At 35.8% G+C, this 26,873-nt stretch carries 21 protein-coding genes and 2 pseudogenes; 7 read left to right on the top strand and 16 right to left on the bottom strand.

Annotation, left to right across the window (positions count from 1 at the left end):
- Positions 1 to 87: 87 nt before the first annotated feature.
- Positions 88 to 249: a hypothetical protein gene (locus F6K18_RS24705; RefSeq protein ID WP_287524969.1), complete on the bottom strand. Its 162-nt coding sequence runs from the start codon at positions 247 to 249 to the stop codon at positions 88 to 90.
- Positions 250 to 717: 468 nt separating this feature from the next.
- On the opposite strand from F6K18_RS24705, the gene thrB reads away from it, so the two are divergent.
- Positions 718 to 1,635, top strand: coding sequence for a homoserine kinase (gene thrB, locus F6K18_RS24700; RefSeq protein ID WP_287524968.1), 918 nt, complete (start codon positions 718 to 720; stop codon positions 1,633 to 1,635).
- A 451-nt stretch (positions 1,636 to 2,086) separates the two neighbouring features.
- Here the strand turns inward: thrB and F6K18_RS24695 are convergent, their stop codons facing one another.
- The 8 genes from F6K18_RS24695 to glgX all read right to left on the bottom strand — a co-directional run bounded on the left by F6K18_RS24695 (position 2,087) and on the right by glgX (position 11,162).
- The gene (locus F6K18_RS24695; RefSeq protein WP_287524967.1) at positions 2,087 to 2,212 is read right to left on the bottom strand and encodes a hypothetical protein; all 126 of its coding nucleotides are present in this window, start codon (positions 2,210 to 2,212) and stop codon (positions 2,087 to 2,089) included.
- 367 nt (positions 2,213 to 2,579) lie between these two features.
- Positions 2,580 to 4,412 carry an ABC-ATPase domain-containing protein gene (locus F6K18_RS24690; protein WP_287524966.1) on the bottom strand — a complete coding sequence of 611 codons (1,833 nt, stop codon included), beginning with the start codon at positions 4,410 to 4,412 and terminating at the stop codon, positions 2,580 to 2,582.
- Between the two features lie 479 nt (positions 4,413 to 4,891).
- Positions 4,892 to 5,806 (bottom strand): LD-carboxypeptidase, encoded by a 915-nt coding sequence (locus F6K18_RS24685; RefSeq protein ID WP_287524965.1) that lies wholly within the window; start codon positions 5,804 to 5,806, stop codon positions 4,892 to 4,894.
- A gap of 298 nt (positions 5,807 to 6,104) precedes the next feature.
- Entirely contained in the window at positions 6,105 to 6,371 is a 267-nt protein-coding gene (locus F6K18_RS24680; RefSeq protein WP_287524964.1) for a hypothetical protein, read from the bottom strand.
- 13 nt (positions 6,372 to 6,384) lie between these two features.
- Positions 6,385 to 6,807 (bottom strand): ATP-binding protein, encoded by a 423-nt coding sequence (locus F6K18_RS24675; RefSeq protein ID WP_287524963.1) that lies wholly within the window; start codon positions 6,805 to 6,807, stop codon positions 6,385 to 6,387.
- A 194-nt stretch (positions 6,808 to 7,001) separates the two neighbouring features.
- The gene (locus F6K18_RS24670) at positions 7,002 to 7,655 is read right to left on the bottom strand and encodes a PP2C family protein-serine/threonine phosphatase (protein ID WP_287524962.1); all 654 of its coding nucleotides are present in this window, start codon (positions 7,653 to 7,655) and stop codon (positions 7,002 to 7,004) included.
- Between the two features lie 348 nt (positions 7,656 to 8,003).
- A complete protein-coding gene (locus F6K18_RS24665; protein ID WP_287524961.1) occupies positions 8,004 to 8,342 on the bottom strand; it encodes an anti-sigma factor antagonist in 339 nt (112 codons plus the stop codon).
- 699 nt (positions 8,343 to 9,041) lie between these two features.
- Positions 9,042 to 11,162 (bottom strand): glycogen debranching protein GlgX, encoded by a 2,121-nt coding sequence (gene glgX / locus F6K18_RS24660; protein ID WP_287524960.1) that lies wholly within the window; start codon positions 11,160 to 11,162, stop codon positions 9,042 to 9,044.
- A gap of 93 nt (positions 11,163 to 11,255) precedes the next feature.
- Here glgX and F6K18_RS24655 point away from each other — a divergent pair, with 93 nt between their 5' ends.
- From F6K18_RS24655 to F6K18_RS36825, 4 genes and pseudogenes are all read left to right on the top strand, one after another.
- On the top strand, positions 11,256 to 11,585 hold the full coding sequence (locus F6K18_RS24655; protein ID WP_287524959.1) for a transposase: 330 nt from the start codon (positions 11,256 to 11,258) through the stop codon (positions 11,583 to 11,585).
- Between the two features lie 523 nt (positions 11,586 to 12,108).
- A pseudogene (locus tag F6K18_RS24650) lies at positions 12,109 to 12,684 on the top strand (Uma2 family endonuclease).
- 26 nt (positions 12,685 to 12,710) lie between these two features.
- Positions 12,711 to 13,249: pseudogene (locus F6K18_RS24645) on the top strand (Uma2 family endonuclease).
- Positions 13,250 to 13,544: 295 nt separating this feature from the next.
- Positions 13,545 to 14,504 carry a DUF192 domain-containing protein gene (locus tag F6K18_RS36825; protein WP_353735157.1) on the top strand — a complete coding sequence of 320 codons (960 nt, stop codon included), beginning with the start codon at positions 13,545 to 13,547 and terminating at the stop codon, positions 14,502 to 14,504.
- Between the two features lie 97 nt (positions 14,505 to 14,601).
- Here F6K18_RS36825 and F6K18_RS24630 read toward each other — a convergent pair whose 3' ends face one another.
- From F6K18_RS24630 to F6K18_RS24615, 4 genes are all read right to left on the bottom strand, one after another.
- Positions 14,602 to 14,832, bottom strand: coding sequence for a hypothetical protein (locus F6K18_RS24630; protein WP_287524958.1), 231 nt, complete (start codon positions 14,830 to 14,832; stop codon positions 14,602 to 14,604).
- 531 nt (positions 14,833 to 15,363) lie between these two features.
- Positions 15,364 to 16,320 (bottom strand): NAD(P)-dependent oxidoreductase, encoded by a 957-nt coding sequence (locus tag F6K18_RS24625; RefSeq protein WP_287524957.1) that lies wholly within the window; start codon positions 16,318 to 16,320, stop codon positions 15,364 to 15,366.
- Between the two features lie 1,638 nt (positions 16,321 to 17,958).
- Positions 17,959 to 19,023: a uroporphyrinogen decarboxylase gene (hemE, locus tag F6K18_RS24620; protein WP_287524956.1), complete on the bottom strand. Its 1,065-nt coding sequence runs from the start codon at positions 19,021 to 19,023 to the stop codon at positions 17,959 to 17,961.
- 1,759 nt (positions 19,024 to 20,782) lie between these two features.
- Positions 20,783 to 21,256 carry a hypothetical protein gene (locus tag F6K18_RS24615; protein ID WP_287524955.1) on the bottom strand — a complete coding sequence of 158 codons (474 nt, stop codon included), beginning with the start codon at positions 21,254 to 21,256 and terminating at the stop codon, positions 20,783 to 20,785.
- A gap of 297 nt (positions 21,257 to 21,553) precedes the next feature.
- Here F6K18_RS24615 and F6K18_RS24610 point away from each other — a divergent pair, with 297 nt between their 5' ends.
- Entirely contained in the window at positions 21,554 to 22,123 is a 570-nt protein-coding gene (locus tag F6K18_RS24610; protein WP_287524954.1) for a DUF6232 family protein, read from the top strand.
- Positions 22,124 to 22,204: 81 nt separating this feature from the next.
- Entirely contained in the window at positions 22,205 to 22,603 is a 399-nt protein-coding gene (locus tag F6K18_RS24605; RefSeq protein ID WP_287276239.1) for a hypothetical protein, read from the top strand.
- Between the two features lie 552 nt (positions 22,604 to 23,155).
- Here the strand turns inward: F6K18_RS24605 and F6K18_RS24600 are convergent.
- The 3 genes from F6K18_RS24600 to gntT all read right to left on the bottom strand — a co-directional run bounded on the left by F6K18_RS24600 (position 23,156) and on the right by gntT (position 26,554).
- Positions 23,156 to 23,701: a hypothetical protein gene (locus F6K18_RS24600; protein ID WP_287524953.1), complete on the bottom strand. Its 546-nt coding sequence runs from the start codon at positions 23,699 to 23,701 to the stop codon at positions 23,156 to 23,158.
- Positions 23,702 to 23,716: 15 nt separating this feature from the next.
- Positions 23,717 to 24,448, bottom strand: coding sequence for a DUF429 domain-containing protein (locus F6K18_RS24595; protein ID WP_287524952.1), 732 nt, complete (start codon positions 24,446 to 24,448; stop codon positions 23,717 to 23,719).
- Positions 24,449 to 25,171: 723 nt separating this feature from the next.
- The gene (gene gntT, locus F6K18_RS24590; RefSeq protein ID WP_287524951.1) at positions 25,172 to 26,554 is read right to left on the bottom strand and encodes a guanitoxin biosynthesis MATE family efflux transporter GntT; all 1,383 of its coding nucleotides are present in this window, start codon (positions 26,552 to 26,554) and stop codon (positions 25,172 to 25,174) included.
- Positions 26,555 to 26,873: the final 319 nt, after the last annotated feature.

The following is a 26,873-nucleotide window of genomic DNA, read 5'->3' as shown; positions in this document are numbered from 1 at the left end:
CTTTTCAAAGCATGGAGGTAAGGCACACAGGGTTGTTTCTCTCATTGGTGGAATATTTTCAGGTAAAAGTATTGCTGTATAATAATTTTAGACTATTTTACCACATTTTTTTCCTAAAGTCCAGTTAGGCAATAATTGAAAATACTTCAATACACCCAACTCCCCATTCCCCCATCTATTTCCCATCAAGATTTTTATATCTGAATTCAGCGATCGCTCTAGGTTTCTCCACCAATCTCTGAAATACATTTGTATTGTATTGTATTATTGCGACATACGCATTAGTAGAAAAGGAATATGTTAACTAGGAGGTTTATAGAACCCTGACGGTATCTTGACCTTGATGACAATTTTGAGCCATGGAGTCTTCGTGGGATAGAGGCAAGAGGAGAAACTGGTATTAGACAGAAAAACGTTGCGTAAGTCCTGAGAATATTGTCAACTACACAAATTATTCAGTATTCTAAATAAACTACTCTAACTAATAAAATAACAATGACCAAAAAAGAGGGTCAATAGCCTCCCCTTTCAAGGGGATGAAAAAAGTAAACTTCAGTATTTTCTTGCCTCTGGCCTCAGCCGGAGGTACTGATAACTGATATAGCACTACAAAAATTGGTTAGGACATTTTTCAATCCTAAAATCCTTTTACAGTTTGCTATTCCCTGTTCCCGGTTCCCTATTCCCTAGCGCGTAGCGCTATAACTGATAACTGAAATGACCACACCTTCCTCTGTTACCGTTACCGTTCCCGCAACTACTGCAAATATCGGCCCTGGTTTTGACTGCATCGGTGCTGCTCTCTCCTTATATAACCGCTTAAAATTTTCTATTGCGGATAGCGCAACAGAACTCAAAATTTCTGTCACTGGCAAAGAAGCTGCACGAGTAAGCACAGATAAAACCAATCTTGTCTATCAAGCATTCGTCAAATTATATGAACATCTCAAGCAAATACCCCCATCTGTAGAAATAGAAATCGACTTAGGAGTACCCTTAGCTAGAGGTTTAGGAAGTTCAGCTACTGCAATAGTCGGAGGTTTACTCGGAGCAAATCAACTGGCGGGACATCCTTTGAATCAAACAGAAATAATGAATTTAGCGATCGCTATTGAAGGACACCCAGATAATGTTGTACCTGCCTTACTCGGCGGCTGTTGTTTAACAGCTTCCACCCCTACTGGTTGGGAAATATGTGATATTCCTTGGCATTCTGATATTGTGCCAGTAGTTGCAATTCCAGATTTTGAACTTTCAACAGCAGAAGCGCGACGAGTTTTACCAACAGAGTACAGTCGCGCCGATGCAATATTCAATGCTGCTCATTTAGGAATTTTGTTAAGAGGTTTAGAAACTGGTAATGGAGATTGGTTAAAAGCTGGAATGCAAGATAAAATTCACCAACCCTACCGTAAGTCTCTAATCACAGGATATGAAAAAGTCAGATTAGCTGCTTTAGATGCTGGTGCTGATGAAATGGTAATCAGTGGTGCTGGCCCGACTTTATTAGCACTGACAAATTCGCTCACAACATCAGCAGTAGTAACAGCAATGGCAGATACTTGGAAAAATCAAGGAGTAGTTACAGAAGTAAAAGCTTTAGAAGTTGACACTAGAGGAGCAATTTGTAATTAGCTTGGTGATTTGATAGAACGCGATCGCTACCTTGGTATAATTGGCAAGCGAACACCAATGCTTGTCCAAATTTTCCATAAATTTAGCGATCGTCATAATTTTTTCCTTCTAGATTAAATATACATATAGCACTTTCGGTGCAGACTGGTATGCAAACGTGCAGGTAATATCATCTCCGGATAATTAGACTTGTCGCTTTATAACTTAAAAAATCCTCAAAAACTTTGTTCTGTCAGGATTGTAGCTATTGGCTACTAAAAAGTCTTGGAATTATTGCTCTGTCTAGGTTGGAGCGATTTTTTCCATCTATTTAGCCACAACTCTATTAGTTATGCAAAAAAACTATCCTTTCAGTTGCTATCGCAAATCTCTTTTTTATCTCTAAGACCTACGGACGTTCCATGCAACGTCCCTACTACTCCCTACTCCCTACTCACTTATTTATCAGTATTCAACCGGAGGTGATATCACCAAATAAATCATTTTTTGTACCTTTTTCCCAAAAAGCTCTTCCCTGTTCTACCAAGGGTGAAAAAAGAATGTTACGAATAATTAGAAGAGTTAAAATACTTGACATCAGATGTTACAAGTGACTAAAAAGACGTCCTAAGAAATGATACTTAATATATTAATTCTGTACGTCGCCCTAACGACGGAGATCCTAACTGAGTTCCGAGTTCTGACTCCTAAGTACTCACATAATTATTTGTAGCAAACATTTGTCATGCTTGGTATTCCCTGTTCCCTACTTCAGGCCAAAATTTATACCTTTTTCACCAGAGGTCTATTTATCAGTATTCAACCGGACATAATATAACAGGGAACAGAGAAAGACTGTTAAACTATCAGCTCTATTCAATGAGTCAATATTTATATACCCAATTTCAATGCTAAACAGCTTATGCTAAATGTTAATATTAAACATTATTTTTCCTCAGCAGTAATTATTTAACTTTCAAAGTCCGTAAACGATTGATCGCTGCTGCCAACTCAAAACGTCGGAAGATAGCTAAATCTGCTTGTGGAAAAGGAAGCAAAACATCCAAACCTTTAGATTCAATATCTGCCATAATAGCATCAACAACTTCTGACAATGTTCGATCACTATCCATGTATTGTTTTTTAGCATAAACCATAGCTGCACCAATCGCCGTTAGTTGGTCTTTACTCACTAACTGTTCAACACTAGAGAGGTCAACATCCTCGCTACCAAACACAACCTCATCAACGTCTCGTACTTTCAAACGCACATCTCGTCGTCCCCGACTGGGATCTAAACTTTCTGATAGTGGTATCCGCGCTCGAATTTCACCAAAATTTTCACCACCTTCAGAAGTACGACCAGTAACGTATTTTTTGGCAATCTCTTTAGCTTTTTCTGTAACTTCTTTAGCTTGGAAGTTTTCCATAGCAATAATTTTATCTGCCACTTCAAAATAGTCACCACTACCACCCATAACCAAAATTGTTGATACTTGATAGTCAATATATAACTGTCTTACCTTATCAATAAAAGGAGTTATAGGTTCACTATCTTTGGCAATAAGTTCTTGCATCCGGCGATCGCGAATCATAAAATTAGTTGCTGCCGTATCCTCATCTACTAACAATATAGGAGAAGTTGTAGTAACTTCTTCAGGTTTATCGTTTTTAATACCTATCTCCAAAGCTTCCATAATATTTGCAGCTTGAGAGGTGCTACCACTAGCATTTTCTGTAGTAAATTGAGTAGTAGAACGATCTTGAGGCAATTGATTAATAAACGGCGAAATATCTACACCTGCAACACTACGACCATCCTCTGCTCTAATTTTCACCGCTGCTGGATCTGTCACAACAAATTCACGTCCATCACCAGGAATGTGGTTATAAACCCCTAATTCAATCGCTTTGAGGAGGGTAGACTTACCATGATAACCACCACCCACAATTAATGTCACCCCTTTAGATATTCCCATGCCAGAAATTTTACCTTGATTCGGGCATTCAAACTCTACTTCCAAAGATGGAGGAGACTGAAATGGCACTACATTCTCAGATGACAAAGGGCGACTGTCAATCCCACTACGACGTGGTAAAATTGCACCATTAGCAACAAAAGCCACCAGATTTTTTTCTACCAACTGCTTCCGTAAAAAATCTGTATCTTCTACAGTTTCTACATGACGGCGACAAGCATCAGCATCTAATTGTTCATATTTGAGACTGCGATGAACAATATAAGGCATATCATCACACAACATTTCTGCTGCCTGTCTACCTAGAATACGACGACCATTTGCCGGTAATCCAACTATTAATCGTACTTCAACACCTTTTTGAGGATTGTTTTTTAATTTTATCGGTTTTCCTCTTTGTAAAGCGGGGTTTGACCCAGGAGAAACAACTTTAGGAGCTGGAGGGTCTATATTAGCCAAATATACTGATGTTCGTTCCAGCACTTCCTGTCCCATTTTCGTAATTGCCACCATCCCACTTTTGCCAGTGCCACGCCGTCCACTGACCTCATAAGCCATTCTGTCAAATTTACGAGTTAGGAAATCCCGTAGGGCAATTTCTCGAATTGGACTTTTATAAAGTTCTGGAGGAAAGGCAGCAACTGTATAAGGCACCTGCACCCGAAGTTTACTAGGAGCGCCAAAGGGGTCTCCCTGAATATAATCAATGATTAGGGTAAAGTCAGGAAATTCGTAACTACCTTGAATGTCTCTGTAAGCTTTGTAGTTACAGTTGTCTAAGTCTAAAAGTTTCTGCCTGAGAGTTTGTTGATTAGTCATTTTTCAGGTATCAGGTGTCATGCTAGAAAGGATAATTAGTAATAATACTGTAGGTTGGTTCTGCACTTAACTTCACCTAACCTACAAAATGCCAATTTTTTATGATATAGCAGGGAACAGGCAACAAGCAACAGATTGAAAAACATTTCCCTGTAACTAGCTATGTTCTAACCTATCTGTCTATTGCTATAACTATTAGCATTTCCGAATTATGATAGAATATCAGACTAGCTTAATTCGGTATAAAAAAATATTCCATCTCAGCGCCATTGTTACATCTTTACTTGATCTCCCCATCTCCCCACACTCCCCACCCTTTTTATCTAATTACACCGATGCTACCGGATTTGATACAATCCCTAGCTTCTGACTACTACACTAGTAGACCACTCTAGGGACATTCCATGGAACATCCCTACAAGGATTTTGCTTTTGTCTATGTGGTTCACCCATCTTAAACACTTAAACAGTGCTGCAAATCAGATAAGCGGGTTTGATTTAATTTCTAAAACACCTGTGTCACCATCAATATGGGCCTCAACTCCTACAGGTAAAGCTGCATTTGGACTATCATGGCCAAAAGGAAGGTCGGAAACGATGGGAATGTTTAAATCAGCCAGGCGATCGCGCAATACGTCTTCAACAGTAAACTCTGTATTATTCATAAGGCCAGGGGAACACTGACTAAACCGCCCCAGAGCAATACCATTCAACTGCTGTAAAACCCCAGCCATCCGCCAGTGGGTCAACATTCGGTCAATACGGTAAGGAACTTCATTTGTATCTTCTAAGGCTAAAATTGTCCCAGTCAAATCTGGTTGATACTTAGTGCCTAATAAATGACCAGCTACAGTCAAATTTGCAGGCATTAAATAGCCCTTGGCCTGGCCTCCACCCCAACCATTGCCTTTTAAAGGTTCTAGGGAACGACCCTCTACCAAGTCAAATAGTCGTTGAATGGACCACTCTGGTTCGGCAGCTAAAGTAGTTAATAATGGACCATGAACACAGGAAAAATTGCTGATTTTACTAAAAGTCCACAGCAGGGCAGTAATATCAGAAAAACCAATCAACCATTTAGGAATAGGCAATGAAAAATCATTGAGGTTTGGCCAGTTTTCGAGTAAGCGAGTCGTACCATAACCACCCCTAGAGCAGAGAAGACCACGATAATTTTCATTACTAATCGCTGCTATTAATTGAGTGAAGCGACTTTCGTCTGTACCTGCTAAATAACCCCATTGTTCATCATAACCAGGAGTTAATTCTACTTGGTAGTCATGCGATCGCCAAATTTCCACTCCCTTTTCAAAAGCATCTAATTCTCGCAGACAACCGCTTGGTGAAATAACTTGTAGTAAGTCACCAGGTTTTAACCAATTTTGATTTAGCATATTATTATTGTAGAAGGAAAAAGGAAGAAGTTTGATTATTTATCTTCCGTTATTTGAACTATAGCAACCGTCAGGTTGATTAGGATAATTAGTGGGAGCATCTTGCTCGCGTTATGAATCATATCATGTCCCCTAGTGTCGTTTTTGTAAAAGTTAGCGTGAATATCTACAGCACATTTAAGTTTTTTCAGGCTTTTAAGCCTTCTTCCCTCTTACTTCTTCCTTACCCTTACCAAAGTTATGTTATAATTTTATCCATTCTTTCAACGGTAATGGTATTGATTGAACTAGGGACAAATCATCTAATGATATCAGCTACTATCGCCTCCGCTCCAATGAAAGGAAAGCGGTCGTTTTGCTGGCGCACAACTCCGTTAACGCTGCGCGATATGTTTGCGGAGTATGACCTAGGAAAAAGCGGAGCTTCCCGTAGGGTGGGATGGCGAGGAGACCTCGCAATTCCAATCGACCAAGAGAGAGGATGTATTTCAGTTTCTTTCCCATCTCCCCATCTCCCCATCTCCTCATCTCCCCATCTCCCCATCTTCCCATCTCCCTCTATCATTACGGCGACACCACTACCTAACTTGATTCACAACTAAAATATTACGATTTCGGTCACCTACTCGTTTATACATAAACTTATCAACACTGTCTTTTGCTAAATATATTCCTAATCCACCTATAGGGCGTTTATCTAAGGTTTGTTGTAAAGTTTCTTCTGTTACCATTTCTGCTTGAGTAGGGTCATAAGGTATGGCTGTATCTTCAATATAAACAGTTAAATTGTGCTCATTTATTTCTGCTTGTACAGAAATATCTCCTGCTAAACCAGCTTTATCATAGCCATGAGTAATAATATTTGTTGCTATTTCATCTACTGCTAAACGTAATTTATATGATGCTTTTTTTTCTAAACCAGCTTCTTTTCCTGCCGACATAATATACTGACCAATTTTTCCTAAAGAGTCTAGGTTACCTGACACTATTAAAGGTTTCATAATGCTCCTTTTTTTTTAGTTTTTTGTAGTAATAATTTTCATCTTTTGTGTGGCGGGTTTAATACCCCATCGTCACCCGCAGTCCTTAAAATTGTTTTGGGTTTGAATCCCACCATGCAATTCTCCCTTCTACCTCCCCCCTTTGAAAGGGGGGAAGGGGGGGGATACCTTCTGCCTTCTGCCTTCTGCCTTCTTCAATAATTTCGACGCACCGCTAATATTGTAATATCATCAAATTGTGGCGCATCATCCATATAATTAAATAAATTATCTTTAATGCGTTCCATCAATTCTGAGGCAGAATTAGCAGATTTTTCTACTATTTCTTTTAGCTTATTATCTGTAAATAACTTTCCATCAGGAGATTTTGCCTCAGTTACTCCATCAGTATAACCTATTAATATATCTCCCCTTTCTAAATGAACCTGCTGAATTCCAAACTGCATATTTGGCATCATTCCTACCGCAGGACCAGTAGAATTTAATAGTTGTTTTATTATACCATCTTGATTAACAATAAATAGCGGTTCATGTCCTCCATTAATATAGCTGAGTATACCCGTTTTCGGATCTAGCACCCCAAAAAATAATGTGGCAAACATACTCATTTGCCAATATTTTTCTGCAACATAGTTGTTTGTAAGACGAACAGCTTGAAGAGCATTCTGGTGAGCTAAGTTAGTTGCATTTGACTCACCTATCCAATCAGAATTTTTAGGTTTATGTGCTTGAAGTATAGGAGCTGCTGTTCCTCGGAATTGAATTTCCCCAGAAAAAATACGAATTAAGCTGCGGAATAGAGCCATAAATAATGCTGCCCCTACGCACGACCAATGAAAATGCACCACCACCTATTTTTATGTAGCTAGTTACTAATAGACATCTCCAATAATAAAAAATCAAATCAATGATCGTGCAGAAATTATCAATTCTTTCCCCCTACTGCTTGCTGCCTCTTTTCTCGAGATGTCTAATGAGTGAGAACTGACATCCTTTCTTAGAAACCTATAACTATCTGTAAAAATCTATGATTTTCTATATAGTCTTTTGCAGGTTTAATACCCCACCGTCAAGGGGAGTGCTTAAAATTGTTTGGTTTAATCCATAAGCAATTTTCCCTTCTGCTTCCCCCTTTTAAAGGGCGAACAACCGTTCGCCCCCTACTGCTGACTATTTCTTTAATGCATAAATTTTCTTCAAATATTCTCTATCTTAGCTGCATCATATTCATCCAGTAAATAAATACTTTGATCGAAACCTGTTTTCTTGATGGTATCCAGCACCATTTCTTGAACACCTACCATATAAATATCAACACCTGTTCCCATTTTTTGTTTGGAGAAAATCAATACCCGTAGACCCGCACTTGCCATATATTCTAGGTCATTCATCATCAAAACAAGTCTTTTTGAGTTTTCGGCTGCTGCTTCCTCTACTTTTTTCTTAAAAGCTGGAGCGGTAGACCCATCTAATTCTCCAGATAAAGTTATTTTAGCGATGCCGTTTGTTGTTTCTAGCGTTGCTTCAAAAGCCATAATTTTCCCTTATTTATTAATTTCGTCGTAATTTATACTACTAGCGCGTCAAGCTTGAAATAGTGTTTGAGGAAAATTCTCCAAACCTTAGTCAGGGCAAGAATTATACTAAAAAATTTAATACACCATTTTCAGCTTGACACGCCACTACTGAGCGATATTTTTGGTTTTTCTATCATATCATTCCTGAGTTATATCATGTTCGGATAATTAGTGGGACTTAAAAAAATAAAGCCAGAAAACAGGCTCAAATATAGACCGACAAAGGCTTTGACGTCAAAAAGGTATAAATCTTGAATTACCAAGGGTTCTAGCCATTTTTAGAGCATCGACGTAATTCCCTTATCTAGACTGACTTTGACTCATTTTTTCGACCAGAAAATGTTTAAGTACCATTAGTAGACATCTCCAGAAAAAAGGGAACAGGGAACAGGGAACAGGGAACAGGGAACAGAGAACAGGGAGAAATAATTGATAATTTATGGATAATAATTGATTTGATTTTTGATTTTTACCAGATGTCTAGCGATCAAAAAATTTTCTCTTTCTTTTCTTCTTTCTTTCCTCCTGACTCCTGAGGACTGACTCTTTCGTCTCAAGATGTCTAGCGATCAAAAAACTTTCTCTTTCTTCTTCTTTCTTCCCTCCTGACTCCTGAGGACTGACTCCTGACTCCTTCGTCTCAACCGGACAAGTCTATTATTTTCCTATCAGAATAACTACTGAGCGATCGCCAACTAATAACCCCTGTTGATTTTCCAGTACAGGTTCAGTTCCTGGTTCCCAAGCATCTTCTGGCGATGGACAGGCAGTATTAGCAAAAACATGCCACTGCATTCTTTGGGGCAAACCAGGAATTTCAAACCAGAGACTTTCCCAGTGCATATTCATTGCTACATAAATATAGTTATCCTGCTGTTTTCCCTCTTTAGCGTGTTTGCCACAGAGCATAAAAGCTATAGTACGGCAGCTCTCAGACCAATCTACATTCCACGCTTGGGTTCCATGCCAAGTAATATCTGCATAACCACTATTAGTATAATCTTGATTTCTGAAATGGTTACGATTTCTTAATACTGGATGTGCTTTGCGAAATGCAATGCAGTTTTTCACAAATCTAAATAACTCAGCATTAGTTTTGAGAAATTCCCAGTTAAGCCAATTTAGTTCCGAGTCATGGCAGTAGGTATTATTATTGCCATGTTTACTACGTCCTATTTCATCTCCCATCAGCAACATTGGCACACCTTGACTAACCATCATAATTGCGATCGCATTTCGCATCTGACGGCTACGCAAAGCATTAATTCCCGGGTCGTCTGTCCAACCTTCTGTCCCACAATTCCAACTTTCGTTATCATTGGCACCATCGTTATTATTTTCGCCATTAGCTTCGTTATGTTTCCCATTGTAAGAAACCATATCAGCTAGGGTAAAACCATCATGGGCGGTAATAAAATTAATAGATGTTGCGGGAGCACGACCTTGCCAAGAATATAAGTCTGGGGAACCTTGTAATCTTTGCGCCATTTCCCCTACAGTACAATCACCTTTAATAAATTTGCGAATTGCATCGCGATACTTACCATTCCATTCTGCCCAACGTCCAAAAGCTGGAAAAGAACCAACTTGATATAAACCCCCTGCATCCCAAGCTTCTGCAATCAATTTACAGTTAGCTAAAATTGGGTCAAAAGCCAGAGTTTCTAAAAGTGGAGGATTTGTCAATGGTGCCCCCCAGGGATCACGACCGAGAATTGAAGCCAAATCAAACCGGAAACCATCAATATGATATTCGCTTGCCCAATAGCGCAAACAATCTAACACTACACCACGAACAATGGGATTATTGCAGTTAATAGTATTACCACAGCCACTAAAGTTATAGTAATAACCTTCGGGTGTTAGCATATAATATACTTTATTGTCAATACCCCGGAAAGAAATTGTCGGACCGTTTTCATTCCCTTCTGCCGTATGATTGAATACAACATCTAAAATCACTTCAATCCCATTTTTATGCAGTTCTTTAATTAGAGTTTTTAACTCATCTATCTGCATCCCTGACTTGCCTGTAGCTGCATAACCTGCTTTCGGGGCAAAAAATCCGACCGTACTATAACCCCAATAATTGTAGAGCATTTCTCCTGTAATTGGGCTGGGGCGGGAATTTTCAAACTCATCAAATTCATAGATAGGCATCAATTCTACTGAATTAACACCCAATTCTTTGAGGTAGGGAATTTTTTCGCGGATGGCAGCAAATGTTCCGGGATGTTTGACTCCAGAAGAGGGATGAGCGGTAAAACTACGAACGTGCATTTCATAGATAATTTGGTCTTCTGGTGGAATTTCTAGAGGACGGTCATTTTCCCAGTCAAAATCATCATAAGCAATTCTTGCTCGATGTTGATAATTGTCATCCCAGTTAGGAAAAACTCCCCAAACATCCCGACCCCCAATAATCTTAGCGTAGGGGTCCATGAGAATTTTATTCTTGTCGAACCATTGACCTTCCTGGAAGTTATTTGGTCCGTCCATCCGGTAGCCATATTCGATATTTTCTATATTCAGGTCGAAGACAATCATACAATAAACGTTCCCAATTCTAAATTTTTCAGGAAAGGGAATTTCTGCCATTGGTTGGATAGCACCTTTTTGAAACAATACCAATGTACAGGATGTTGCATTAGAGGAGAATATAGAAAAATTCACTCCTCCAGGCACCAGAGTTGCACCAAATGGGAAGGGTTTCCCACTACGCAGTTTGAAGTCACCGTGACTGTCGGTAGGGTGAATATCAATACGATCTAATTGCATGACTTTTGATTAAATATATGGGGGAATAGGTTGTTGGTTATCTGTAGGTTTTAGGTAAGCTAAGAAGCATTTAGATTTTATCAGGAATTACGCATGAACGCTATTGGTAGTGGACTGACACACCTTAAATGGTGCATTAGAATAGCCAGCCAAAAGTTACTATTACCAAGACAAGCGATCGCTCTTCAACAGGCAGTCAAAAGAGAAACTTGGCTTTGTGGCGAAGTTGGAAGAAAAGCTCTCAGAGAAGCGATCGAAAGGGTAAGGGAGAAACATCCCTTTTCTATTGATGCTTTTGTTTTGCTACCAGAGCATTTTCATTGTCTGTGGACTTTGCCCCCCAATGATGGGGATTTTTCAAAGAGATTGCGACTGATAAAAACCTATGTTACTAAACATTATGGGCATAGAATTAGGTATTAATCGAGAAATTTCTTTGTGACGACAAAAGCGAAAAGAAAGCAATCTTTGGCAGCGTCGTTTTTGGGAACATTTAAGTCGAGATGAGCGAGATTTTGATCTGCATTGTGACTATATTCAATATAATCCCGTTCGGCATGGGTTATGTGCAAATCCCCAAGATTGGCAATTTTCGAGTATTCATCGGTTTATAGCTCAGGGAATTTATCCGGCAAATTGGGGAAGGAATGGAACTCCAGAAATACCACAAGAAATTTGGGATGAATAAAATGTACAAATATTTGGGATAAGGCTGTGGTTATGCTTCGCTAAAACACCCTACTAGACTCTTTAAATCGGCTTTTAATATCTATTACTAAACAGGGAATTTATCCGGCAAACTGGGGAAGGGATAGAATTCCAGAAATACCACAAGGAATTTGGGATGAATAAAATGTACAAATATTTGGGATAAGGCTGTGGTTATGCTTCGCTAAAACACCCTACTAGACTCTTTAAATCGGCTTTTAATATCTATTACTAAACCATGAATAGCTATACTATCGAACTTAACCCAATAATTGACTTAACAGATGAACAATTCTTTCAACTTTGTCAAAAAAACCAGGATTTAAGATTTGAAATAAATGCCAAAGAAAATTTAATTATTATGTCGCCGACCGGGGGATAAACTGGAAGTTATAACGCTGGATTAACTTCTAAAATATGGATTTTGAATGAGCAAAGAAAGCTAGGCAAAGTTTTCGACTCATCCGCAGGTTTTAAACTCGTTAATTGTGCTAACCGTTCTCCCGATACTCCCTGGATACCTATAGAAAAATGGAATAATTTAACATCCGAACAAAGAACAAAATTTTTACCTATTTGCCCTGATTTTTTAATCGAATTAATGTCACCTTCCGACAGCTTGTATGAAACCAGAGACAAAATGAAAGAATATCTGGAAAATTGAATGCAGTTAGGTTGGTTAATTAATCCCAAAAATCAGCAACTAGAAATTTATCGTGCTGGTAAAGATGTGGAAATATTAGACTCGCCTCAAACATTATCTGGTGAAGATATTTTGCCTGGATTTGTTTTAGATATGACAATAATTTGGTAGTTAACTCTAGGAAATAAAGAATCAAAATGACAAATATTACTATTGAGTTTAACCCAATAATTGACCTGACAGACGAACAATTTTTTCAACTTTGTCAAAAAAACCAGGATTTAAGATTTGAACGAAATGCCAAAGGAGATTTAATTATTGTGCGGCTGATGGGGGGAAAAACTGGAATTATTAATGCTGAAATTTCTACCAATTTAGTAATTTGAAATAGACAAACAAAATTAGGATTTGGTTTCAATTATTCCGTAGGTTATCAACTCCCTAATGGTGTTAACCTTTCTCCTGATTGTTCCTGGATACCCAGATAAAAATGGAATAATTTAACTCCCGAACAAAGAGATTTTTTTTACCTTTTTGCCCTAATTTTTTAATCTAATTAATGTTTCCTTCTGACAGCTTATTCGACACTAGAGAAAAAATGACAGAATATCTGGAAAATGGAATGCGTTTAGGTTGGTTAATTAATCGAAAATCTCGGCAAGTAGAAATTTATCGTTTTGGTAAAGATGTGGAAATATTAGACTCTCTTACAACATTATCTGGTGAGGATGTTTGATCAGGGTTGGTTTTAGATATGTCAGTAATTTGGTAGTTAATTAGAATGAAAAATATTACTAATTTAGCTAAAAATTTATAACGCTTTTGAGATGGATGAATTACAATAAATTCAAAATACCAACGCGATTAAAAAAAATTGATGAAATATCCATACTACTGTAAAAGAGAAAAGATATAGTAGTCGAAGGAAAGGTTAAAATATATCAAAAGCTTAAAAATCAGACAACACCAGATTTTTTCTTCCTCCTTCTTCCTTCTGCTATAACTGAAAATTGATATAAACATAAAATCTGATGACTAATATTCAAGGTACACCAGGTATTGATTTTCTCAGTGGCACTCCTGAAGATGACATAATTGCTGCTTTGACAAGTAAAGATATTGTTCAAGGTTTCGGGGGTAATGACCAAATTTTCGGCAACCAGGGAACTGATGTCCTTCAAGGTAATCAAGGAGATGATATTGTATACGGTGGACAAGATGCCGATACAATTTTTGGCGGGCAAGGAAATGACTTGATGTTTGGAGATTTTGGCCCAGACTGGTTAATTGGTGACCTGGGTAGGGATACTATGAGTGGAGGTGAGGGTGATGATTTATTTGCTATTGGTAGACGTGGCGGTCTATCTTCTACTGGTGGAGTGAATATTACAGATGCAGATGTAATTACTGATTTTGGTAATGGTGGCGATCGCCTAATCTTAACTGGTGGCTTACAATTTAGTGAGTTGAATATTCTTTCTTCTGAGAGTAATACTATTATTCAAGACCGAGTAACGGGAGAATATTTAGCAGTTTTGTCAGGGGTGACAAGTCTTGAGGAGTCAAGTTTTAGTTCTATTTTTGGTCAGGTGGAGTTGGGTCAAATGTTACCTATTTCAGCACAGGCGAATTTTTCTGGTCAGACTATTAATTTGGAAGTAGCACAAAATCCACTTGAACAGGGGATAGGTTTAATGTTTAGGACTGAGTTGCCAGATGATCGAGGAATGTTGTTTGAGATTAACCCTCCTCGGACTGTGAATTTTTGGATGAGAAATGTGTTTATTAATCTGGATATGGTGTTTCTGAGGAATGGGGAGGTACAGGCAATTTTTTCTAATTTACCTCCTTGTGAATTTGAACCTTGTCCTACTTATGGACCTAATGTTCCTGTCGATCAAGTGATTGAGTTGAGGGGGGGAAGAGCTGCTGAGTTGGGTTTAAGGGTTGGCGATCGCCTGGATATTCAGCCTGTTTTTTTGGCTATCTAATTTTGTCTGTTTTGATGGTTAGGCTATTTGAGTGCTGTTTTTTAGTTGAATAAAAAGTCATGCATATAGGCGAGTGTAACCTTATAAATCTATACTATCACAATTTTTTGTTTATTCCCTGGGGAATTTCCTCTAATTTTTTTGAGCTTGAGAAAATGAAGCGAACAAATTTTTCTGACTTGAGGATTTGAAAGCTTTCTTCTTGAGTTATGAAAAATATATCTCTAGTTCTCAAAACATCAGCAAGAGTAGGACAAGAAATTGGTAGTTGAAGAGCGGCTGGATTCATTAAGTGTTGAGTGGCGATATTTTCCACATCAATTGCCACACTCTATCTTTGTTTGAAACTCTGTTACCTGTTTTTTTGCGTTGAATAAAAAGTCATGCATATAGGCGAGTTTACCCTTATAGTTTGATACTACCACAGTTTTTTGTTTATTTCCAGGGGAATTTCCTCTAATTTTTTTGAGCTTCAGAAAATGAAGCTAATAAATTTTTCTGACTTGAGGAGTTGAGAACTTTTTACTTCTTTAGTTATGAAAAATATATCTCTAGTTCTCAAAATATCAGCAAGAGTTAGGACAAGAAGTTGGTAGTTGAAGAGTGACTGGATTAATTAAGTGTTGAGTGGCGATATTTTCCACATCAATTGCCACACTCTATCTTTGTTTGAAACTCTGTTACCTGTTTTTTGCGTTGAATAAAAAGTCATGCATATAGGCGAGCTTACCCTTATAGTTTTATACTACCACAGTTTTTTGTTTATTGTCTGGGGAATTTCCTCTATATTTTTTTTGAGCTTCAGAAAATGAAACGAACAAATTTTTCTGACTTTAGCAGTTGAGAACTTTCTAGTTTTTCAGTTATGGAAAATATTTCTAGTTCTCAAAACATCAGCAAGAGTAGGACAAGAAGTTGGTAGTTCAAAAGTAGCTGGATTAACTGGATTTTGATATGTAAAATGACGATATTCTAAACAAAATCTATCCCAAGCAGCTATTTGAATTTGAAATACTACAATTATTAGTTCTATCAACCAAGGAGACAAATTAAACTGGAAATATATTCGCTTCTTCAGATATGCACAAATTTCCGTAATTGCCTGATTAACTGTAACTGGTGTATTTCCCAAAACTAATTTCTGGAGTTCCTGAGACTGGGGTGGGTTTTCTACTAGATAAGTAACGACTCTAGCAATATCCTCAGCATGAATAAAATGGAAACTACCATCAGCTTTTAACCACCGAATTAAACCAATATATCTAATTATTTCTGGCAAACCAGAGGAAAGATGAGAATAAGGTTTTTTGTCATCTCCACCTAAAACTAAAGTAGGAAAAAGACAAGTTAGAGGAGGTACATTTTTGAGTCGAGATAACTGATACATACAGTCATATTTAGAGCGTATATAATCAGTGCCAATTTCACCAGCTTTTTTAAGTAATTTATTTTGACTATCAAGAATACTAGCTGTAGAAAAATAGATAATATTTTCACATACTTCTGGATTAAGTAATTTGACTAATTTAATTGTTTTGACAACATTTATATCAAATACTTCCTGTAAGTTTCCCCAAGCAGTAGCAACGAGAATAGCTACATTAATTTCTGAAAGTAAGTCTGAAAATCCTTCAATTTCTCGGAGATTTGCTGTTAAAAGGTTGACACCAGAACGAGCTTTATAATCAATTTTTAGCTTTTCCGGGTTTCGCACTAATAAGAAAAGTTCGTGCTGAGTATTTTGAATTAATGACTCAACAATATAGTGACCGATACACCCACTAGCACCCGTTACAAAAATCCGTTTATGGCTCATAAAAAAATATTTTAAGTTTTAGATGATAGGTAAAATTCCGGTTATAAGTAATTTTTGACTCTTGATACTATCTTCTAAGACTATAGCAAATAAATTTTATGTATCCACAGAGGTGTACCCTCTTTTTTAGCTATTTTAGGTCAAAAATTTGGATTTTAGCTAAGGGGAAAAATCGGAATGTGTAATACCATTTATCAAAAACTTTTCTACTTTTTTTGAGTAGGGGGGTAGGGGAGTAGGATAGCAGTAAAAATAAGAATGATTAACATTGAATTGGCTCAAATTACCAAAAAAGTGATAAAGCCAGTATTAAGTAGTTAATAACTGAAGTGTTACATAAGTATAGAATTAATCCATGGGAATTGGCATAATACTAATTTCATCGAATAATATTATAAATAATAGGAGTAATTGCCGGAATTTCTTTTTGATGTCCGTCAGAGTGCAAGGCAAAATACCCTGCCTAAATCAAGTTTCACATTTGTTACCAAGAAACTAAATGATGAGATAAATAAGGCAATAGCAAAAAATCAATTATCCAATTCTTAGACTATCTTTACTCCCTACTCCCTGCCCCTCTAAGTTCAGTGCAATGAGATTTTTTTTACTTGGAAGTCCCTAATAAGTTGAATAATATAGCAGTTGTCATTATTGTATTTGACAGATCAAAAGCTTACCGAATAATTAAGTTTTAAAGTCTCTCCTTTAAAGGAGAAAAAAAGCGGTCGATCTTCGGAACTTCCCGAAGGGTTGGATGGCGATCTTCGGAGCGGGTCTGCAAGAACGGGTCTCCTCCGCATATCCAATCGACCAAGAGAAAAAAATTTTCCCTATCGCGTCAATCCTCTTCTTTTCAAGGAGAGGTAATTATTAATTGTTGAAAGTGCTTTTCATTTAAGTAGACCACAAAATTAATTATTTTTGGGTAGGGAGTAGGTAGTAGAAAAATGCAGCGTTGCTGAATAAATGTATGATTTCAGAGAAGGACTGAGTCAGGAGTCAGTAGGTAGAAAGGAGTTTTTCGGTGACTAAATAGAAAGAAATAGGTATAGTTTGTACTATTGTTTTGGCTGAAAACTTACTCAAAGTTGACTTTAATTCCTTACTTCAGTAACGCCAAAAATGCTTTTGGGTTGCCCGTACTAAATGTAGTCTATCTATCTGAAAAGCGCTATAAAACTCAGACAACACAATATTTTTCTTTCTTCCTTCTTCCTTCTTCCTTCTTCCTTCTTCCTTCTTCCTTCTTACTTCTTACTTCTTACTTCTTACTTCTTACTTCTTACTTCTTACTTCTTACTTCTTACTTCTTACTTCTTACTTCTTACTTCTTACTTCTTACTTCTTACTTCTTACTTCTTACCGAAAAATTAATAATTAATAATTATTAATGAAATAATTCAGATTGATTAGCTTTCCCCTTGAAAGGGGAAAAAAGTGCTAGGATATTTCCTTACATTCAATCAAGAACGGTTTTAACCAGAGGTAATTATCCATTATCCATTATCCATTATCCATTATCCATTATCCATTAATGAATTCTTCCTTCTTCCTTCTGCTATTAATATAGGGGCGAGTATAAACCCACCCCTAGACAAAACAAAAATTAATGGAAATCTTACATAAGGTTGAATTTAATTAAGCAGTTACTGCTAGTAAATTGCTGACCTCTTTGGCAGTTTTAAAGAAGAACTCTACATTTTCTTCAGGAGTCTTTTGCAAAACACCATGTCCTAAATTCAGAATATGACCTTGGTTGCCTGCTTTGCGGATAGTTTCCAAAATGCGAGACTTGATAAACTCTTTAGAACCAAAAAGTACGCCGGGGTCTATATTTCCCTGTATGCCAATATTTTTACCTAGTCGCTGTCTTGCTTCGCCGATGTCTACTGTCCAATCTAAACTAACTATATCAACACCAGTTTGGGGCATTCTCTCTAACAATCCAGCACTGCCATTAATATAAAGAATAAAAGGTGTGTTTGGATGAGTTGCTTTAACCTGTTGTACTACTCGTTTTTGATAAGGCAAGGCAAAAGTTTCATAGTCTTGAGGGCTAAGTTGGCCTGCCCAAGAATCAAACATTTGGATAACTTGTGCTCCACTATTTATCTGGTAACGAGCATAAACGGCGATCGCGTCTGCTAGTTTGCCAAGAAATTGATGCAACATTTCTGGTTCGCAAAAGGCCATTCTCTTGATAAAAGTATAATCTTTAGAACTTTTACCTTCTATGGCATAAGCTGCTAATGTCCAAGGTGCCCCAATAAAACCTAAAATTGCTGCTTCGTTCTTAACTTCTCTTTTGAGAATTTGTAAAATTTCTCTAATAAAGGGTAGAGACTCTTCTGGTTCGATGGGATGAAGTTGGTCAATTTGAGATTGAGTGCGAATAGGAGGGTCAATTATTGGTCCTTTACTTTCGACAATATCAAAGTCAATGCCTATTGCTGGAAGTGGGGTTAAGATATCTGAGAATAAAATTACTCCATCTGGTTTAAATGCGTGGAAAGGTTGCAGAGATATTTCCACAGCAATATCTACGTTTTCGGAACGCTCGCGAAATGAGGGGTATTTCTCTCGTAAATCTCGATAAGATTTCATGTAACGTCCTGCTTGTCTCATCATCCATACAGGTGGACGGTCTAAGACTTCACCCTTGGTTGCTCGTAATAAATATGGTAGTTGGCTTGATTCGGCCATCTTTATTTTACCTTCTACTTCTCAAATTTTTTATCTAAATAGCAAGCAAAGCATAAGGTTGGGATATAACAAAAGTCTCAAACTCAAATTTTCAAGATAGCCTTTCCCTTTTGCCTTCTGCTATATAAGTATCAGTAGGTCAATATGATTGTCCTGATTAGTTAAGTTTACAAGGACGTGACATCTGTGGAAATAGTAGACTTTGGATTGTAACGAAAGTTTACTATTAAGAAAGGGAATAGGGAGTAGGGAATAGGGGACAGGCAAAAAATATTTATTCGGAGTTGTGTCACATTAATCACTGAACTTGCTGTAAGTTATAAGAATTCGTCACTAAAATGATTAAAAAAAATGGTAGTTCGTCATAGTAATGGTATCTGAGTTAATCTTGATATTTACCTAAATTTTGATTCCTCTAAATATCCAAGAGTATTTTGATAATGAGTTGCGAAAAAATTATTTTCCCTTAGCTTCTACCATTACTTTTCACCAGTACCAAAAAAATTACTTAATCTGGCTTTTTACCAAATATCTGAAGTTTCGAGAAAGTTTAGTATTTTTGTTGGGAATTGGTATCAGACTAATTTTTATATAAATATGGATTGGTATATTTTGTGTATCTACAAATTATCAGGAACCTCTAGTTTAAATTGCCAAATTTTTAATCAATTCTGGTCTTAAAGAACAAAGTTTAATTACTATAGCAATTCCCAAGAAGCGTGAGGTACAGAATTCGTTGATTTTAGGGAGTAGGGAGTAGATCCTAGTAATTGGGGAAACTGGGAACAGACAAGAAGAAAAACAACTGTTATTGCTCGGGAGTAGGGAGTAGTTGCATGCAACGTCCGTACAGAGTAGTAATTGGGGAAACTGGGAATAGAAAAGAAGAAAAATAATTGTACTTCAGTAACTTGATAAACGCTATATATTTGGTATATCTAAAAATTATCAGGAAGCTCAAATTAAAATTGCCGTCTTCAAGAAGAAAGTTTAATTACTATTGCTATTTAATTGTCTGTATTGTTTGTGTAAAGTACTTATAGTTTAGTTTTGCATCTGTTATTGCTCGGGAGTAGGGAGTAGTTGCATACAACGTCCGTACAGAGTAGTAATTGGGGAAACTGGGAATAGAAAAGAAGAAAAATAATTGTACTTCAGTAACTTGATAAACGCTATATATTTGGGATATCTAAAAATTATCAGGAAGCTCAAATTAAAATTGCCGTCTTCAAGAAGAAAGTTTAATTACTATTGCTATTTAATTGTCTGTATTGTTTGTGTAAAGCACTTATAGTTTAGTTTTGCATCTGAAAGTTTTTAATATATTCTTTGAATAAGGAAGGTAGGCTAAATAAGCTATTGTTAGTTTTTATTTGATGTAATAAGTATCGTCTTTTCAGGGATTGTAATCCATTGATAATATCTATAGAGGACAATGAGCAGGATTTTTTTAAGTCTTCTATTGAAACATTTTCATCGCATTTACTTATTGTTAAAACTATTTGTTTTTCTACGTCTGACATTCTCTGATATGAGGTGTCGAAAAGTAGTTTCATTTCTTCTGTGATAATTAAGTTCCCTTCAGCTATCAATTGAGATACTAGGTCTTGAAAGATATCTTTGATTAAAGTACATATATATTGTAAGTATAAGGGATTGCCTATATACATATTGTTTAAATTCAACCAATTTTCTCGGTCTTGTAGTTTATATTCTTTGATTATTTCTATTCCTGCTGAATTATCTAAGCCTCCTAATTCTAGACATGGAAGATATAGTTGGAGAGAATTTCTAGTTCTTTAGTACGTCCGTAAAAGTAAGCAGGATTAATTGTAGGGGCAATACTTAAATCTTGAAAAGTTGTTTTAGTTGTATCTTTGATTTGAGAATCTTGAGAATATTTTTGATATTGATATAGAGTTTGTAACCCGAAGTTAAAATTACAATTAGTTCTACAAACAGACGATTTTTCCTGTATATGTAATCTTTCAATACTAGAGCGAAAATTAGATTTATTAATATCTTCTCCTAAACTCTCGGAAAAAGTTTTCCATAGTTGATAACCTACATCTCGAACTCGACTTTCACTACGGTTGCATTCTTGTGCAATATTTTCATAAGTTTTACCTTGCCAAACACCTTTAATAACTGTTTCTTGAATATCATCTAAATGTTTTCCTCTATGAGCAAAAACTAGGCGATCGGCAAATTGTAAAATTTCCGTAATAGTCATTTAGTTTAGTTCTAATAATAGTTTCAACCATTTTAACTCATCTCCATAGGACGTTTCACGATATTTTCCTATATTCACTTGATTTTTATTTACAAAGATCGCGATTTAATCAAACAATTTACTATAGTCAAAACTAGATTTAACTCTTACACTATGTCTTAAGGGTATGATTAGAAATCTTCTGACTCAATATTATGAGTAGTTAATATTTTTAGTCTATCTAAACTAAGTTGTAAAGCTTGAAAAAAGCTGACTGCTAAGTCCTAGTACAAGAATAATTTTGAAGTCAATTGAAGGGTGGATGATAATTTACCAAAATCTTATCCTGAACCAGAAGAAGTAGAACCATCAGTTCTAAAAGTTAGAGGAAAAACTCTAATCTACGAAAATACTATTTATCAAATTAACAACATTACCAGTATTAGTTTGATTGAAGTTAAAAACACTAAAAAAAGAACTAGAAATTATTCAATTATGCGACTTATAGGTGCTATATTACTTATTTCTATAGCTGTTATATTACTTCAATCTCCAAACAAAAATTTCCAAATATTTGGCTTACTATTGATAATTGTTGATATTTTGCTATTGTGTCATTACCGACCTAATAAAACTTCTCAACAGTATGGTCTAGTTATTGAAGGAAATTCTGGCTATAAAAACATTATAGTTAGCTCAAGTAAACGATGGATTCAAAGAATAATTATTGAATTATGGTTTGTTATGAATGCTGGAACAGACAAATTAAAACCCTCAACCTTTAACTTTAATGATTATTCCATAAATGGAAGCAATATTAATTCTCCTACCCTACTTGACAATACTATTCAGGGAAATTTAGATGTAAATGTAGTAGATATAGTGTGATAATTCCGTAAATTTTCTAGTTAAAAGGTATGGGATTGTTTTTAAAGTAATAAATTTTTCATAATTAAGTAAATTTCAAATATGGAAGACAAATCTACCAGAATTACAAATCAAAATTCTCCTACAGTTACAGGTAATAAAGTGCAGGGCAATCTTAGTGTTACTGTTACTACTTCTATCAATAAATTACCAGATTCTTCCGAACCAAACAAACCAGGAATTAAAGAATCTTTGACTCAACTTCAAGCAGCAATTGAAGCAGAATCAAATTTGAGTCAAAAGTATAAAGAAAAAGCTTTAAAGCAATTACAAAGTCTGGCAGAAGCAGGGAAAAATCCCCAGGGAAATCAAGAAATAGCAGAAAAAGCAATTATATTTTTAAAAGGATTATTTACAGGAATACCTAAGACAGCAAAATTAATCGAACAGTGGGAAAAATTATTACCAGCGATCGCTAGTTTCTTTGGATTTGAAAATTAGGATATATCAGCAAATCTTCAGATGACGAAAAGACAATTAAATTGGTGAGGAATTAAAACTTAATCCCAACTTTGACACATGAGAAAATTCCGACAAAAAACTTACCACTTGTAAGTTGGGTTGAGGAACGTTAACAGAGCTTATCCGTAGAATAAACCCAACAAAAATAGAGGTGTATTTCGACTTTTTTCATCTTTCTTTTGCTATATATGTTGGGTTGCACTGTCACTTAACCCAACCTACGGTATTCCCGATTTTTACAGGTCATAAAATTAGACAAAAAATTTACTATTTGTAGGTTGGGTTGATAAAAAAACTCAATAAAAATAGAGGCATATTTCGATTTTTTTCATCTTTCTTTTGCTATATATGTTGGGTTGCGCTGTCGCTTAACCCAACCTACGTTATTCCCGACTTTTACAGGTCATAAAATTAGACAGAAAATTTACTATTTGTAGGTTGGTTTGACAAAGGAAACTCAACAAAAATAGAGATGTATCTCAATCTTTTTTCCTCTTCCCTTTTACTGATAACTAATAACTGAAATTACCCTCACTCTATTTCTTTATTTCCAAGTTCAAACCCATTGTCTTTAACATAAACATAAGGAATAGTTGTGGCCTTAAAATCAACTATATTAGCTGCATTTTGTACCCACTCACAATAAAGTGGGTTTAATTGTTGATAAATTTGTTTGAGATTTTGTATTTCTGCTTCAAGTTGATTAGCTTTTTCGTTGACTTTTTTCACTTGCTCCTGTAATTGTTTTCCCCCTTGATAAACTTTTTCTTGTAGTTCATGCCATTCTAGTCGAGATTTTTTTGGTGCTAATGTAGTTTTTTTCTGATTAAGTTGTGCTTCTAATATTTTGAGAGATTGATTAATTTCTTGTAATTCTTCTTGCCACTTTGCAGCTTCTTCAGCATTTTTTTTGTGAAATTCTGCTAGTGTTTCAGGAGTATTATTTGGAGGAAAACTCACATCTATTCGGAAAGAAGAACGTTGATGACGAAGAGTATCTACTTCGGTCTGTAAAGTTTCTATTTCTGCTTGTAAAGTTTCTACTTCTGATTTGAGTTCTGCTATATTTTCTTTCATATATTTGAACAGGATTTAATCTAGTCGTTCAGGAACTACTATATATCCGGTGGTGCCATCGCCCAAAACTAAATTTTTTGCTTGGCCCCAATACCACCAGTATGCACCAATATAAGCACAGATTAAACTATCTAATTTATCTTCTGTAATTTTAAGGGTAGCTACACTATTGATATTTTCAGTATCTAGGAAATTTTCGGAAATTTCTAGAGTTGGTTCCAGGGTAGTTAAGATATTTATTATGTATTGGTGCAGTTTCAAAAGTTCTAATTTACGGTCTGCTAATTTTCCTTTTTTGTATTTCAAAATTTTTTCTAAACAAAATAAATTAACTATAGCTGGATGAGGATAAACTTCGATTTGAAAACGTCCTAGTTGTTGGGGTTCAATTATTGGTGCATGAATAAATCCTTTAGCTGTCAAACTCATGCCAAAATTCACAGTTTTCTGAGCAAAAGGACGGTTAAGATTTGCCGGATAACATCCTGCATGATAACGACCAAAATATTTATGAGTAAGTTTATCTGGTAGTCTAGTTCCTGTTTGATTGGGAATTATTGTTGGAGCATCTACGGCAATTAGAGCGGGAGTTGGTAAGGGAGTTAAATTATTGATCCAATGGAGAATCTCTTCAATTTCTAGTATGCAGTCTAAGTCTAATATTTTTAACTTTTGGTCTAAGTATTGTAGACAGCATAAACCACTTTTTCCCGAACGCCAACCGAGGTCTATTCCAATAAATTTCATAGTGTTGTTTTGGTAAATAGGGTTTGCTGAAAAAGTCTTTTGTAAGGATAGGAGTAATTTCAGTTATCAGTTATCAGTACTTATGCAACAAGGAGGCTTTCAAGTAAGCATTTCCTCCGGAATGCTGCGCAAACAGCCGTCAGCTCTCAGCTATCAGCTAATATCTACTATTTGTCAATGACTAGAATTACTTGGGTATTTGTACTTGTTCAAAATTTGTTTTTTTTGAGGCTATACCTCTCGGCTGAAAATTGGCATATTTGAGGTGTTATTAACGTAAATACTAGCTTGTAGCCTTGTATTGAAGAGTCTATTCTTAGGTGTAGGCACAACATTGGCACAATATCTTATGTACAAACTATGTACCAAATCGCTGAAACAACGCAAGTTCGTGAAATATTTTGTAATAATTTGGGGAAAATTAGACTACTTTGATTTAGATAAATAATATTAAAAGCTGATTTGATTAGTCAAAAAGGCCATCTGGGAGTAAATCCCGGAAGGCAGGTGCTATGTTAGCGCAGCTCCTCTGTCAAGAGGCAGCAGAAAGCCCCTAACAGTGATGTTAGGGAATCCCGCGCTGTCTCGTAGAGCAGCGTCGGGAGGATGTCAATCAGTGTTATACCAATGCAAAAAATAATGCAAGACCTTGCTCAAGGCTTAATTTATTAAGTAATAAGTAAGTAAGAGCAATGTTTTTAGTGTGTATTATTCTTCTGTTTACTACTCCCCTACTCTCCTACTCCCTAACACCAAATTTTTTTCATTATTGTCTTTGATAAGTTCTATTGAGGGAGAAAATTGTTCAACGATTATATTAGGAATAGCTTTACCTAAAGTAATCGCCCTAGCTGCCATAAACATTGCTAAAGCTAACCATAATATATGATTACTTTTTAACAACCAACCCAGTATAGCAAATGGTAAAAATCCTACTAAACTAGCAATTAATGTAGAATTTCGTAATAAATTTCCTTGAGTTAAACCAAGAAAATATCCATCTAATATATAAGCCATCCCTCCAAACCCCAAAACAGGTATTAGCCAAAAAACATAACTATTAATATTGTGAATAATTTCAGTATGATTAGTCAACAAACTAAATAAAGAAGTAGGGAATAAACAGAATACTAGAGCAAAAGTTAATCCTAGACTCACACTAATTATTCCTGATAATTTTACTAATACCTTTAATTGTTCTTGATTTCCTTCACCATAACTTTTACCTGCTAAACTTTCTGTGGCAAAAGCTAAACCGTCAATAAAATAAGCAGCTAATGTCACTACCTGTAATAACAGAGTATCAGTTGCTAAAATTAAAGTATTTATGTATGAACTTAAATTAGTAAATATCGCAAAAGTAGAAATTAGGGCAAAAGTGCGAATCAAAATATCTAGATTGAGAATCAAAGTTTCTCTAATTACTTGAGGTTGCCAAATATTTTTGATTAACTGAGGAATTTCTGTCAAAGATATTAAGTTAAAAACACAAATTATGCCTACGACTAAAGTCATATATTGACTTATTGCTGTAGCAGTACCCGCACCGCTACTTTCCCATCCCCAACGGACTATAAAAATATAATCTAAGATAATATTTGTGCCTTTATTAACTACTGATAATAGTAAAACTTTTCCTCCTTGTTCGAGTCCTAAAAACCAACCTATTAATACAAAGTTTAATAAGGTAGCAGGGGCACCCCAAATTAAACTTTGATAGTAACTAATACCACTAGCTTTTACTTCTGGAGTGGCGCTAAGTAAACTAAAGCCAATTTCTCGTAAAGGATATTGAAAAATTAGAATAATTGTGCCAATAGCTAGAGCAATTAAGCAATTGCGTAGGCAAATTTGTTTTACTTCCTGATGGTTTTCACTTCCTCTAGCTTGAGCAGTTGTACCAGTAGTACCCATGCGTAAAAAGCCGAAAGTCCAGTAAATATAGTTAAATAAAACTGTGGCTAGGGAAACTCCTGCTAAGTGACTAATTTCATCTAAATAACCTAGAAAAGCTAAATCTACTAGACTTGCTAAAGGCACCATTAAATTAGATAAAATGTTGACGAAAGCTAATCGGAGAAAGCCATTGTTAATAACAGATTTCATATTTTAAAAATAAGGGTTAGTTACCAGTTATCAGTTATAATAGCAATCTCCTTTTATTTGTGTCTAAAATCTTACGGCTTTTTGGGAATAGGGAATAAGCAATGAGCAATAGTTTCGGAGTTTATTTCTCGTTTTTGAATTGTTACAATATATTTAGGATTATTATAGTACCTCGGTTGATTTTTCTCTTCGTCTTCAAAGAGGAAGGTTGAGACCTGATTTTTTTGTCAGAAAATGATATTACTATTTTACTGTAATTCATTGAAAATTAGATACTGATTAAATCGGAAATTTTAGAGCTTTTCAAGATATTTTTTTT

The sequence above is a fragment of the Okeania sp. SIO2C2 genome (assembly GCF_010692625.1).
Classification (GTDB): domain Bacteria; phylum Cyanobacteriota; class Cyanobacteriia; order Cyanobacteriales; family Microcoleaceae; genus Okeania; species Okeania hirsuta.
Note: the sequence above shows the minus strand (reverse complement) of the source record. Positions and strands in the feature narration are given on the sequence as shown.

Bases quoted from the DNA above. Each gene is read 5' to 3' on its own strand.
- F6K18_RS24705 (WP_287524969.1), bottom strand. From the start codon at position 249: ATGTATTTCAGAGATTGGTGGAGAAACCTAGAGCGATCGCTGAATTCA.
- thrB (WP_287524968.1), top strand. From the start codon at position 718: ATGACCACACCTTCCTCTGTTACCGTTACCGTTCCCGCAACTACTGCA.
- F6K18_RS24695 (WP_287524967.1), bottom strand. From the start codon at position 2,212: ATGTCAAGTATTTTAACTCTTCTAATTATTCGTAACATTCTTTTTTCA.
- F6K18_RS24690 (WP_287524966.1), bottom strand. From the start codon at position 4,412: ATGACTAATCAACAAACTCTCAGGCAGAAACTTTTAGACTTAGACAAC.
- F6K18_RS24685 (WP_287524965.1), bottom strand. From the start codon at position 5,806: ATGCTAAATCAAAATTGGTTAAAACCTGGTGACTTACTACAAGTTATT.
- F6K18_RS24680 (WP_287524964.1), bottom strand. From the start codon at position 6,371: ATGATAGAGGGAGATGGGAAGATGGGGAGATGGGGAGATGAGGAGATG.
- F6K18_RS24675 (WP_287524963.1), bottom strand. From the start codon at position 6,807: ATGAAACCTTTAATAGTGTCAGGTAACCTAGACTCTTTAGGAAAAATT.
- F6K18_RS24665 (WP_287524961.1), bottom strand. From the start codon at position 8,342: ATGGCTTTTGAAGCAACGCTAGAAACAACAAACGGCATCGCTAAAATA.
- glgX (WP_287524960.1), bottom strand. From the start codon at position 11,162: ATGCAATTAGATCGTATTGATATTCACCCTACCGACAGTCACGGTGAC.
- F6K18_RS24655 (WP_287524959.1), top strand. From the start codon at position 11,256: ATGAACGCTATTGGTAGTGGACTGACACACCTTAAATGGTGCATTAGA.
- F6K18_RS36825 (WP_353735157.1), top strand. From the start codon at position 13,545: ATGACTAATATTCAAGGTACACCAGGTATTGATTTTCTCAGTGGCACT.
- F6K18_RS24625 (WP_287524957.1), bottom strand. From the start codon at position 16,320: ATGAGCCATAAACGGATTTTTGTAACGGGTGCTAGTGGGTGTATCGGT.
- hemE (WP_287524956.1), bottom strand. From the start codon at position 19,023: ATGGCCGAATCAAGCCAACTACCATATTTATTACGAGCAACCAAGGGT.
- F6K18_RS24615 (WP_287524955.1), bottom strand. From the start codon at position 21,256: ATGACTATTACGGAAATTTTACAATTTGCCGATCGCCTAGTTTTTGCT.
- F6K18_RS24605 (WP_287276239.1), top strand. From the start codon at position 22,205: ATGGAAGACAAATCTACCAGAATTACAAATCAAAATTCTCCTACAGTT.
- F6K18_RS24600 (WP_287524953.1), bottom strand. From the start codon at position 23,701: ATGAAAGAAAATATAGCAGAACTCAAATCAGAAGTAGAAACTTTACAA.
- F6K18_RS24595 (WP_287524952.1), bottom strand. From the start codon at position 24,448: ATGAAATTTATTGGAATAGACCTCGGTTGGCGTTCGGGAAAAAGTGGT.
- gntT (WP_287524951.1), bottom strand. From the start codon at position 26,554: ATGAAATCTGTTATTAACAATGGCTTTCTCCGATTAGCTTTCGTCAAC.